At 69.3% G+C, this 12,023-nt stretch carries 7 protein-coding genes and 1 tRNA gene; 2 read left to right on the top strand and 6 right to left on the bottom strand.

The window, feature by feature from the left end; genetic code table 11:
• Positions 1-227 precede the first annotated feature (227 nt).
• The 3 genes from ACTIMO_RS09295 to ACTIMO_RS09285 all read right to left on the bottom strand — a co-directional run bounded on the left by ACTIMO_RS09295 (position 228) and on the right by ACTIMO_RS09285 (position 4,747).
• Positions 228-301: transfer RNA gene (locus tag ACTIMO_RS09295), tRNA-Met, on the bottom strand.
• A gap of 68 nt (positions 302-369) precedes the next feature.
• A complete protein-coding gene (locus ACTIMO_RS09290; RefSeq protein WP_448182219.1) occupies positions 370-3,411 on the bottom strand; it encodes a UPF0182 family membrane protein in 3,042 nt (1,013 codons plus the stop codon).
• Between the two features lie 241 nt (positions 3,412-3,652).
• Complete coding sequence (locus ACTIMO_RS09285) at positions 3,653-4,747, bottom strand: YlbL family protein (RefSeq protein ID WP_448182218.1); 1,095 nt, start codon at positions 4,745-4,747, stop codon at positions 3,653-3,655.
• 227 nt (positions 4,748-4,974) lie between these two features.
• Between ACTIMO_RS09285 and ACTIMO_RS09280 the strand changes: the two genes are divergently transcribed.
• Positions 4,975-6,585: a zinc-dependent metalloprotease gene (locus ACTIMO_RS09280; protein WP_448182217.1), complete on the top strand. Its 1,611-nt coding sequence runs from the start codon at positions 4,975-4,977 to the stop codon at positions 6,583-6,585.
• A 60-nt stretch (positions 6,586-6,645) separates the two neighbouring features.
• On the opposite strand, the gene ACTIMO_RS09275 is transcribed toward ACTIMO_RS09280, so the two are convergent.
• Genes ACTIMO_RS09275 through nudC form a run of 3 tightly spaced genes read right to left on the bottom strand, consistent with a single transcriptional unit; the run spans position 6,646 to position 10,290 of the window.
• A complete protein-coding gene (locus ACTIMO_RS09275; protein ID WP_448182216.1) occupies positions 6,646-7,239 on the bottom strand; it encodes a M48 metallopeptidase family protein in 594 nt (197 codons plus the stop codon).
• Positions 7,226-9,334 (bottom strand): ATP-dependent DNA helicase UvrD2, encoded by a 2,109-nt coding sequence (locus ACTIMO_RS09270; RefSeq protein WP_448182215.1) that lies wholly within the window; start codon positions 9,332-9,334, stop codon positions 7,226-7,228. Before ACTIMO_RS09270 ends, ACTIMO_RS09275 begins: the two co-directional genes overlap by 14 nt.
• Entirely contained in the window at positions 9,334-10,290 is a 957-nt protein-coding gene (gene nudC, locus ACTIMO_RS09265; protein WP_448182214.1) for an NAD(+) diphosphatase, read from the bottom strand. The genes ACTIMO_RS09270 and nudC overlap by 1 nt, the downstream gene beginning before the upstream one ends.
• A gap of 163 nt (positions 10,291-10,453) precedes the next feature.
• Here nudC and ACTIMO_RS09260 point away from each other — a divergent pair, with 163 nt between their 5' ends.
• Positions 10,454-11,965: a phosphotransferase gene (locus ACTIMO_RS09260; RefSeq protein ID WP_448182213.1), complete on the top strand. Its 1,512-nt coding sequence runs from the start codon at positions 10,454-10,456 to the stop codon at positions 11,963-11,965.
• The last annotated feature ends 58 nt before the right edge of the window (positions 11,966-12,023 follow it).

The raw sequence follows: 12,023 nt of genomic DNA, 5'->3' as shown, positions 1-12,023 counted from the left end.
AGGACGCGCAGGGCGGCGCAGGGCCACACAGGGCGGGGTGAGGACGCGCAGCGCGCTGCCGGCACCATTCCGGGTCCGTCGGCGATGCGATGATCGAGGCGACGATGCGACTGCGGCAGGCCGCCCAGGCGCCCCGACGCGAGCGCTGGTCGGCCGCTACCGCCTGACGTCTTCCCTGCACAGCAAGAAGTCCGGCCCACCCTCAGGTGGACCGGACTTCCTTTTCGTTGCGGGGACAGGATTTGAACCTGTGACCTCTGGGTTATGAGCCCAGCGAGCTACCGAACTGCTCCACCCCGCGGCGTGTAACTAACGTTACCGGCCGCGGGGCCAGGAGGCAAATCGAGCGGCTGCCCGGGCTCCTGAGGACTACTCGCCGGAGCCCGAAACCTGCGCTTCGGCATCGAGCGCGCGCTGCAGGGCATCCTGCAGACGGTCCTGGGCCTCACCGTAGGCGGCGAAGTCGCCGGATGCCAGTGCTGCGTTACCGTCCTGGATGGCCGTGTTCGCATCGTCGAGCGCCGTGCGGAGGTCCGCGGCCGGATCGCCGCTCGTCGCCGGCGGGGTGGCACCCGAGGTTGCTCCCGGCGTCGGCGTAGGAGCAGGGGTTGCACCCTCGTCCCCGCCTTCAGCGGGCGTCGCCGGATCCTCCGGCGTGGCTCCGACATTCTCCTCGTCACCGGTGGTCGCTCCCGAATTGCCGTCGAACACCTGGTCGAGGGCCTCGGCGAGTGTCGGTGCGAATCCGACGTCGTCGCCGAAGCTCACGAGGACGCGACGCAGGACCGGGAAGGAGGAACTGCCGGAGGACTGCACGTACACGGGCTGCACGTAGGCGATGCCGCCGCCGATCGGCAGCGTCAGCAGGTTCCCATTGATGACCTCGGAGGCGCCCTGCCGCAGCAGGTTCAGCTCCTGGGACACCGTGGTGTCCGAGTTGAACAGGTTCTGCGCCTGGCCCGGGCCCACCACGGAATCCTGGCCGGAGCTGTCGAGGAGCGTCAGGCGTCCGTAGTCCTCGCTCTTGACGCCGTCCTCGCCGGTTCCCGCATCACCGTTCGCGGCCAGGAACCCGTAGAGCACGTTCCTCGGGGTCTGCCCCGCCGGTACGAAGGGGATGAACGGCGTGGTGAGGGAGAACGCGGCCTGATTCTGGTTCGGCATCTGCAGCGTCAGGTAGAACGGCGGCTGGCGGTCGGTGAGCGCCGTCGACGTCTGACCGTCGGAGGTCTGGCCCGGATCACCCGGGACGTTCCACGCCTCGCTGTTGTTGTAGAAGGCGTCCGTGTCGGTCACGTGGTACCGGGCGAGCAGCTCGCGCTGCACCTTGAAGAGATCCTCCGGGTAGCGGACATGGGCCATCAGATCGGCCGACATCTCGCTGTACGGCTTCAACGACGAGGGGTACACGTTCTGCCACGACTTCAGCACGGGATCCTGGTCGTCCCAGGCGTACAGGTTGACGGAGCCGTCGTAGGCATCCACCGTCGCCTTGACGGCATTGCGGATGTAGTTGACGCGCTCGGCGGGCAGCGCGGTGGCGAGCCCTTCCGCGGTCTGCGAGTCCTGTGTCGCCGACTCCAGCTCCTGCTCGGTCGAGTAGGGGAAGCTCGCGCTCGTCGTGTAGCCGTCGATGATCCACTTCACGCGGCCGTCGACGATCGCCGGGTAGCTGTTGCCGTCCAGCGTCAGGTACGGAGCCACCTTGCGCACGCGGTCCACGGGATCACGATCGTAGAGGATCTGCGACGAGCCGTTGACCTGGTCCGAGAGCAGCAGGTCCGTGGACTGGAACTTCAGGGCGTAGACGAGACGGTTGAAGGCATTGCCCACATCGGGTCCACCCTCGCCGCTGAACGTCGTCCGGGACTCGTTGTCGGAGTTCTCGTTCTGGGGGCGGTCGATCTCCGCCGGTGCCTGGCCCTCCGGAGCGCCGACGACCGAGTACAGGGGCGAGTCCTCACCGAAGTAGATGCGGGGCTCGTACGTCGACTCGTCGCCGAGCACTCCCGTACTGGGGATACCCGACTGCAGGAAGGACGGACGGCCGTCGGGCTGGACGGTCGAACCGGCTGCCGCCACGACGCCGTAGCCGTGGGTGTAGAAGACGTGCTCGTTGACCCAGCCGTCAGGGACACCGTTGGTGTCCAGTTCACGGACGGCGATGACGGTGTCCTGCACCTCGCCGTCGATCTCGTACCGGTCCACATTGAGGGTCTCGGGGAACTGGTAGTACTGGCGGAACTGCTGCAGCTGGCTGAAGGCGTCCGAGACGAGGTTCGGATCCAGGAGGCGGATGTTCGCCGTGGTCTCCCCGTCGTCGCCGAGCGCGCCGGCCTGCGGGACCGCCTCCGGCGTGTAGGGCTCCACCTCCACCTGGTCCAGCCCGTAGGCCTCGCGGGTGAGGTCGATGTTGCGGTCGATGAATTGGCTCTCGAGGCTGAGTTCGGACGGGCGCACCTGGAAGCGCTGCACAACTGCCGGGTAGACGCCGCCGGCGAGCAGCGCCGTGATGATCAGCATCGCCGTGCCGATGAGCGGGAGGCGCCAGCGGCCGATGAAGGCCGATGCCACGAAGAGGACCGCGACGATGATCGCGGCGACCGCGAGGATCGCCTTGGTCGGGATGACCGCATTGACGTCGGTGTAGAGCGCACCGGCCCAGGTGCCCTGGTTCAGCAGGGTGTCGTAGCGGTCGAGCCAGTAGTTGACGCCCTGCAGGACGAGGAAGAGTGCAGCGACGACGGCGATCTGGACGCGGGCGGCCTTCGTGGTGAAGAGCCCCTTCTCCTCCAGGCGGATGCCGCCGTAGAGGTAGTGCGTGAGGATCGTCGCGATGGCACTGATGATGACCACACTGATCAGGAACCCGAGGACGAAACTCAGGAACGGCAGGGTGAACATGTAGAAGGCGTAGTCCATGCCGAACTCGGGATCCTGCTTGCCGAACGGCTCCTGGTTCACGAACAGCAGCACCTCCTGCCACTGCGAGGAGGCGGCCGTTCCGGCGAACGCTCCGAGGACCACCGGGATCCCGAGCATCAGCAGCCGGCGAATGGGCTCCAGCTGCGCCTGGTACCGGTTGAGATTGTCCTGGATGGCGCTGTCCGGAGCGTAGATCGGGCGGCTCCGGAACGCGATGCGGAGGCTGAAGAACACGGCTCCGGCCATGACGAGGAACGCGATGACGAAGAGGACGATCCGCGACAGGTTCTCCGTCACGAACACTTCGAGGAACCCGAGTTGCTGGTACCAGAGCACGTCCGCGTAGACCTGGGACAGGTAGACGAACGCGATCACGATCACCGCCACGACGATGATGGTCGGTATCAGCGGGCTGCGGCGCCGGCTCGTTGCTGCACTTGCTGGGCTCGGCCTACTGCCGAACGGACGGTCTGGTCCGGATGTCACATCTACCTCATCGTTAGCTGCTGCGGGTCACGACGACCGGTGTTCCACAACGCTCCCCCAGCCCGCGCACGGACAGAAGACAGCGCGCAGTCACGCCCTTCGTGTTTTCATTCTGCCCTGTCCACGATCAGGCGGACCAATTAGGTTCCCGCTGATCGCCCGAGGCGGAGGATCGTCATCGAACCGTGTCGTCGGAGGGCTTGAACCTGCAGCACCTGCCGTGGTGGCGACGGTCGCGACCTCAGCAGGATGGCAATCCGGACGCGTCGCCGCCGGAGCCCAACGTCTCGACGGCCCGCACGGCGTCGTCGAGTGTCTCCACACTGACGACGGTGAGCCCGTCGGGGATGTGGCCGACCACGTCCCCGCAGTTGTCCGCCGGAGCGAGGAAGAACTCCGCGCCGCTGGACCGAGCTCCGACCAGCTTCTGCGCGATCCCCCCGATCGGGCCGACCGCTCCCGCGGAGTCGATGGTGCCGGTCCCCGCGAAGTGCCTGCCGCCGGTCAGGTCCCCTTCGGTGAGCGTGTCGATGATGCCGAGGGCGAACATCGTGCCGGCCGAGGGCCCACCCACGTTGTCGAGCTGGATCGTCACCTGGAACGGGAAGTCGAACGTCGACGACAGGACGATCCCGAGCTGGTAGCCGCCCGCCTCCGACTCCTTCGGCGTGACGGTGACCGTCCGTTCGGCTCCGTCCCGCACGATCGCCAGCTCGGCCGGAGCACCCCCTGCGTCGGCGAGGGTGGACCGCAGGACGTGGATGTCCTCGATCCGGCGACCGTCGACGCTGCGGAGGACGTCACCCGCCTGCAGGATCCCCCCGGATGCGGAGTCCTCGGCGAAGCCGGCGACGGACAGCTCCTCGGTGAAGTCGATGTCCTCGTGCGACAGCGCGGCGGCGATCGCGGACTCCTGCGACGACGTCATGGCCACCGCGTTCTGCTCCTGCACGTCCGAGGACGTGGTGCCCTCCGGATACACGAGCTGCTCGGGGACGACGTTCTCAGCCGGGTCGGCCCACGCACGGAGGGTGTCGAGCACGTTGACCTGCCCGTTGGGACCCCCGCTGACGAAGACGGTCGTGAGATCGAGTTCACCCTCCGGCGGGAACGTCTCCCTGCCCTCCACCGTGATGAGCGGCTGGCCGTCGACCTCGCCGATGGTGTTGAACGTCGGGCCCGGCGCCTCGATGACGTAGGGCGCGGGGAGAAGGACGGCCGCCGCCGACAGGACCACGGCGAGCCCACCGGAAATGGCCATGGCGCGGAAGCGCGGATCCCTCGGGCGGGTCGGTTCCTCGGGGCTGTAGGACTCGAAGTGGACAGGCTGCGTCACTGCGCTTCTCTCTGTTGGCGTGCCGTGCTGCGGCGCTGCGCGCGCCCTTCCGGCTTCCTCAGAATAGACGCTCGGACCGATACGGCTCGCGATCCGTGCGCCGACATCACCCGGCCACCACGACGCCGGACCGGGTGCGGGCGCGTCTTTGCCCTCAGCGAACGACACACGGGGTGCGGGACACCGGCTGCCCGTGGCCGGTAGCGTGATCCTCACAGCCGGCGCGGATGGCACAGCCGTCCACGCCCGGACCCGCCAAGCTACTCCCAGGACCGGTGGTATCAGTGACCAACCCATCCAACCCCTCGAACGGCGACGACGACACGCCCCAGGACCCGTTGTCCGAGATGCTGTCGAAGATGTTCGGCGGTGGCGCCGGTGGGTTCGACCCGCAGGAGATCGCGAAGGCAGCCGGTCTGCCCTCCGACCCGGCGGCCATGGCGATGATGATGCAGCAGGTCCAGGCGATGTTCTCGACGCCCAGCGAAGGGCCCGTCAACTGGACCATGGCCCACGACCAGGCGCGACGGGTTGCCGCCTCCGACAACGATCCATCGGTCACGGCACTCCAGCGGCGCAGCGTCGACGAATCCCTGAAGCTGGCCGAGATGTGGCTCGATCCGGTCACCGACTTCCCGAGCACGGGTCAGCTCGGCCGCGCGTGGTCGCGCGCCGAATGGGTCGAGGCGACGATGACGACCTGGCGGCGGCTCACGGAGCCGGTCGCCACGAGCATTGCCAAGGCCCTGTCCGATGTGATCTCCGAGCAGCTGCCCGAGGAGATGAAGTCCATGATGGGGATGATGGGCGGGCCGGCGTCCATGCTGCAGAACGTCGGAGGTGCGATGTTCGGCATGCAACTGGGTCAGGCCGTCGGCGCACTGTCCAAGGACGTGGTCGGCTCCACCGACATCGGGGTCCCGCTGGCCGACGGCCGGATGGCGCTCCTCCCCGCGAACGTCGCGGCCTTCGGCGAGGGGCTCGACATCCCCGAACAGGAGGTGCAGCTCTTCCTGGCCGTGCGCGAGGCCGCACACGTCCGGCTGTTCACCCACATCCCCTGGCTGACCGGGCACCTGCTCGGCAGTATCGAGCGCTATGCCCGCGGCATCCATATCGACATGAATAAGATCGAGGAAGCCGCGCGGGACATCGACCCGACCAACCCGGAAAGTCTTCAGGGCGCTCTCTCGCAGGGAGTCTTCATGCCCGAGCGCACGCCGGAGCAGGACGCGGCGCTGGTGCGCCTCGAGACAACGCTCGCCCTGGTGGAGGGCTGGGTGGACGAGACGACGGCCGCCGCAGCGGCCAACCTGCCCTCGGCCGGGGCCCTGCGCGAGATGGTGCGCCGCCGCCGGGCGACAGGCGGACCAGCCGAGCACGCGTTCGCCTCCCTCGTCGGACTGGAACTGCGACCGCGGCGCCTGCGCGATGCGGCCGCCCTGTGGTCACTCCTCACGACCGAGCGCGGCATCGAGGGCCGTGACGCCCTATGGCAGCACCCGGACCTCCTGCCCACTGCGGAGGACCTCGACGATCCCGCCGGTTTCTCCGAGCGCCGGAGACTGCTGGAGTCCTCCGATGCGGACGTCGACGCGGCCCTCGAGCGACTTCTCTCGGGTGGCTTCGAGCCCGCGGCGGAACCGTCCGACGACGGCGCCGCTGACCCGAGGGACGGCAGCGCCGATGCCCCCGCCGACGATCCCGGCAAGGCCGACGAGACGGGTGGGGGAACGGCCTCCGATGTCGTGCAGGAGCAGGACGAGACCCCCGGGGCCGGGAAGGAACCGGACGGCAGCCAGGACCCCGACGCCCACGGCGGCGGGACGAACCGCTGATCCGGACGCCGATCACGGCGTGGCGGGTCGGCCGCGTTCCTCACTCCTGACAGTCACTGCTCAGGAGTCGGCCATCGGTCCGGTCCCGCCGCCCGCATCCATCAGGTTGCGGTGCGCGGCGAAGGCGGCTCCGTCGAGGAAGGCCTTGGCCGTCTCCGTCCGGGGATAGGACGTCAGCAGGCGCCAGAAGGTCGGGCTGTGCGAGGGCTCGATGAGGTGGGCCATCTCGTGCAGGATCACGTAGTCCACCACCCAGTCGGGCATCCCGTGAAGGCGATGCGAGAGGCGGATGGTTCGGTGCGCGGGAGTCGCCGAGGCCCACCGGGAGTTCTGGTTGGTGACCCAGCTGATCCGCGCCGGGACACCCCGTCCGTCGAGGAACCTGCGCGCCAGGTCCTCGGCACGCAGGAGGAGGTCGGGCACGGGGGCGTCGCTCTCGATCTGCGGCGCCGTCGGATACTTCTGCGCCATACGCTCGACCATCCGCTTCACCCAGTGCTTCTCCTGGGAGGCGGAGAAATGGCCCGGGATCGAGACCCGGAGAACCCCGTCCCTGATGTCCGCGCTGACGGTCCGTCGTCTTCGGGCCGAGCGCACGACGACGACCGGCAGCGGCGCTGCGAGGTCCGGCCCGGCAGGGTCAGGAAGCGTCACTGATGATCTCGAGGACGGCCTCGCCGTAGCGTTCCAGCTTCGACGATCCGATCCCCGCCAGCTCGCCCAGCTCGTCGAGTGTCTGTGGGCGCGCCTCGGCGATCGCGATGAGGGTCGCGTCGGTGAAGACGACGAAGGCCGGCACCTCCTTCTCCCGTGCCTCCTCCCGCCGCCAGGCCCTGAGCGCCTCGAACGTCTCCTCCTCGTAGCTCGCCGGGCACTCTGTACACCGCCCGATCTTCCGCTCGGCACCGGTGAGCAGCGGTCGCTTGCAGACCCTGCACACCGCTGGTGCGGAGGACTTGCGCGTCGACTTCGCTCGGGGCTGGCGGAAACTCGCCTGCCCGGCTGTCGCAGGGCGGAGCGCGTCGAGGAAGCGCGACGGCTTCCGGCTCGCCCGACCGCCCGGCGAACGGGAGGTGGACCAGGACAGCGCGAGGTGGACCCGGGCGCGCGTGATGCCGACGTAGAGGAGGCGGCGTTCCTCGTCGACGGCTTCCTGCGTGTCCGCGAAGGAGATCGGCATGAGCCCTTCGCTCAGCCCGACGAGGAAGACGGCGTCCCACTCGAGCCCCTTGGCGGAGTGCAGCGACGCGAGCGTCACACCCTGCACCGTCGGGGCGTGCTGGGCTGCGGCTCGCTCCTCGAGTTCGGCGACGAACGTCTGCAGGGTGAAGGACTCGGGCCCGCGCACCCGGTTGAGTTCGTCAGCCAGTCCGACCAGCGCGGCCAGCGACTCCCACTTCTCCCGGACGGCTCCGGAGTTCTGCGGCGCGACCGAGGTGTAGCCCAGAGACGCGAGCACGTCACGGACCTGCTGCGGGACGTCGTCGTCACCCTGGGTGCGGGCCGCCGCCCGCAGCTGCAGGAGGGCGTCACGGACCTCACGGCGCTGGAAGAACCGTTCTCCGCCGCGCAGCTGATAGCCGATGCCGGCACTCGCCAGGGCCTGCTCGTACGCCTCCGACTGGCCGTTGGTGCGGTAGAGGATCGCGATCTCGCTGGCCTTGACGCCCTGGTCGAGGAGGACGCCGATCCGCCTCGCGCACTCCGCGGCCTCCGCCTCGTCGTCACTGCACTCCGTGAACACCGGCTCGGGACCGGCAGGCCGTTGGGCGACGAGTTCGAGCGGAGCCGACCACGTGGTGTTGACGGCCCGGCGATCGGCCTCGCTGCTCCGTGCCGCCAGCAGCGTATTGGCGGCCCTGACCACCTGGGGGGTCGAGCGGTAGTCCCGGACGAGCCGGACCACCTGCGCACCCTCGTACCGCTTGGTGAAATCGAGCAGGTGCCGGGAGGTGGCGCCGGTGAAGGAGTAGATCGTCTGGCTCGCGTCACCCACGACGCACAGTTCGCGACGCTCGCCGAGCCACAGGTCGAGGAGTCGCTGCTGGAGCGGGGAGACGTCCTGGTACTCGTCCACCACGAAGTGCCGGTACTGGGCCCGTACCGTGGCGGCGACTTTCTCGTCCTCCTCCAGGATGGCGACGGTGGTGAGCAGGACGTCCTCGAAGTCGATGAGATTGCGGTCGATCTTCAGGTCCTCGTACGCAGAGAAGATGCGGGACACCGTGATCAGGTCCATCCCCGCGGGTTCCGCCCGGCCCGCCGCCGCGGCCGTGTAGGCGTCAGGCGTGAGCATGGACACCTTTGCCCACTCGATTTCCGCGGCGACGTCGCGGATCGCCGCGCGGTCCGTCGACAGGCGCAGTCGCCGGGCCGATTCGGCGATGAGCTGTGCCTTGTGGTCGACGAGGGCCGGCAGTGGCCCACCGACGGCCTGCGGCCAGAAGTACTGCAGCTGCCGGAGCGCCGCGGCGTGGAAGGTCCGTGCCTGGACTCCCCCGGCGCCGAGATCCCTCAGCCTGGTCCGCATCTCCGCCGCGGCCCGCGCGGTGAAGGTGACCGCGAGGACCTGCTGCGGCTTGTAGACCCCGGTGTGCACGCCGTAGGCGATGCGGTGGGTGATGGCCCGGGTCTTTCCCGTCCCCGCGCCGGCGAGGACGCACAGCGGACCGTTCAGCGTGCTGGCCACGGTCCGCTGTTCGTCGTCCAGTCCTTGGAGGATGCTGTCCTCGAGCAGCAGCTCGGACACTAGGGACGCGCCTCCGACGGCTCCTCGTCCAGCGGTCCGCCGTACCAGCGTTCGATCAGGGCACGCGCGATCGAGACACCACCCGCGACGGCGATGGTGCCGTCACGCACCTCCCTGAACAGCTGCTCCCTCGTGAACCAGCGGAGCGACCGCATCTCGTCGCGGTCCGGTACGGCGTCGGTCGTGACCGCGCGCGCCGTGAAGCCGAGCATGAGCGACGCGGGGAAGGGCCAGGGCTGGGAGCCCAGGTACTCCGGCGACTGGATCTCGATACCGGACTCCTCCCCCACCTCCCGGATCACCGCGGCCTCGAGCGACTCCCCGGGCTCGACGAACCCGGCCAGTGTCGAGTACCGGTCCTCGGGCCAGGCGACAGCGGAGCCGAGGAGGAGGCGGTCGTCGTCGTCCACGACCGAGACGATGATCGCGGCGTCCGTGCGCGGGTAGTGCTGGGATGAATCCTTCGGACACTGGCGCACCCATCCGCCGTCGCGGACGTCCGTGGGTTCGCCGCAGCGCGGGCAGTGGCTGTGCGTGGCATGCCAGTTGGCGATCGCCGCCGCCTCGACGAAGAGCCCCGCGTCACGGGCGTCCAGCGACGCGGCGATCTCCCGCAGCCCCAGCCACCCCTGCGTGGGGGAGATCACGGGGTCCTCCTCGGGCAGGACCGCGAGCACCACAGGCGCTCCGGCGTCCACCGCACCCTCGTTGATCCGGCCCAGATACACGACCAGCTCGGGTCGCTGCACGTCGGAGGGCGACAACAGCAGCAACGCGTCGGCGGTCACGGGGGCCTTGCCCCGGACGAGGGTCAGGACCATGGTCTCCGGTGTCTCCCAGAGGCGATCCAGGAGGCCGTCGGTGACCCTCGCGACTCCGTCGCGATCGGAATCGGCGCGGGAGAGCGGGAGCGATCCGAGGGGAGGCAACACCAGGGTCCGGAGGGGTTCGGTCATGGTTCTACGGTACGTTCTCGCTCTCCCAAAACACATTCCGCGGGGCCCGGGTGGAGGAGTGGTCCGAACGGGAAGACGAGTAGTACATCTGGCGACTCGCCGCGCCGGAACGGAGCGGGCGGAGGACGGACGACTTACGGTGGAACTTGTGAAACGGACACCCATGGAACTTGCTGCCATCGCCAGTGCCGCAGTGCCCGGCCTGGCCCCGACCGGCGTCGCAGGCGCACCGGATGATGCTGCGGACTTCGATTCCGCCCTCCTGGTCGACGACGCGGGCAAGCAGTGGCGGGTGAGGTCACCGAAACATGCCGAGGCAAGCATGCGCCTCGAGACGGAGTTGCAGGCTCTGCGGGCCTTCACCCCGGCCGTCAAGGCTGAACTTCCCTTCCTCATCCCGCACATGGCCGGGAGTGTCCGGCAGGGTGATCTCAGCACGTTCGTCTACTCGCACCTGGCCGGCAGCACACGCACGCTGGAGGCCCTGGCCGCCGGTGGCCGCCCGATGGCAGCGGAGCTCGGGCGGGTGATCGCCGCGATCCACGAACTGCCCAAGGACATGGTGCAGCGCGCCGACCTGCCGGGCTACGAGGCCGACGAGTACCGCCAGCGCAAGTTGAACGAACTGGATCAGGCCGCGACCACGGGCAAGATCCCTCCCGTCCTGCTGCGCCGCTGGGAACACGCGCTGGAGGACGTGGCGCTCTGGCGCTTCAGCCCGACCGTGATGCACGGCGATCTCCACGAGGACCACCTGCTCGTCTCGGCGGGCCGGGTATCCGCCGTGACGGGATGGACCGACCTCTGCATCGGCGACCCGGCCGAGGACTTCGCCTGGCTGGCGGCGGCCGAGGACAGTACCTTCGTCGATGCCGTGCATGCCGCATACGGCGCGGCCCGCACCTCCGCCGTCGACCTCCACCTCTCCCGCAGGGCCGCGCTCGCGGCGGAGTTCGCGCTGGCACAGTGGCTGGTCCGCGGAGTCGCCCTCGATGATGGCGCGATGATCCACGAAGCCGAAGGCATGCTCGCCACGCTCGCAGCCGATGTGGAGTCGATCGAGCGCGAGCAGCACGAAGCTGCGGAGAGGGCACAGCGCGCCGAGGAGGAACGCCGCGAGTGGGGCGACGAACACGGCGACGACGCCGAGGACGAACCTGCCGGGGACGATACTCCGGGTTCGACGGGCGGATCGTGGTCGTCCACCCCGCAGTCCGACCACCGGCCGGCTGCCGGCTCCACCGTGCGTCGGAACGTCGCTGACGGTTCGGACACAGCTGCAGAGGAGAGTTCGGGCACCGGTCCGACCGCTCCTCGGCCCGACCACGCGACAGAGGACCGTGACGACGCACCGTCCGGGCGTCGCGGCGGCGATGACTCGGAGCGCACCGGCAGTCACGCCTACGATCCCAGCGCGGCGTCCCGGCCCGCCAACCCGTCGACGGAGGGCGGCTCCCGCCCCGTGGACCATGGGTCGGATCACGGACGCGGGCACCGCGAGGCCGACACTCCGTCCGGGTCGTCGCTGGCGCACGCCCGTCTGGTCGCCGCCCGGCAACGCCCGGCAACCGGCGGTTCGTCCAAGGTGACCCTGCTCCGCGGCGGCGACACCTCTGCGGGCTCCCCCGACGACGTCGCCACGTCGACGCTGCCGATCGTCTCCTACGGACGCTGAGCCCGGGTCCGCTGGCCGTGGTGCGTGGCGCGCCCGGTAGTCGTCGTCCTCCCGGCTC

Source organism: Arthrobacter sp. CP30 (assembly GCF_053470025.1).
Note: the sequence above shows the minus strand (reverse complement) of the source record. Positions and strands in the feature narration are given on the sequence as shown.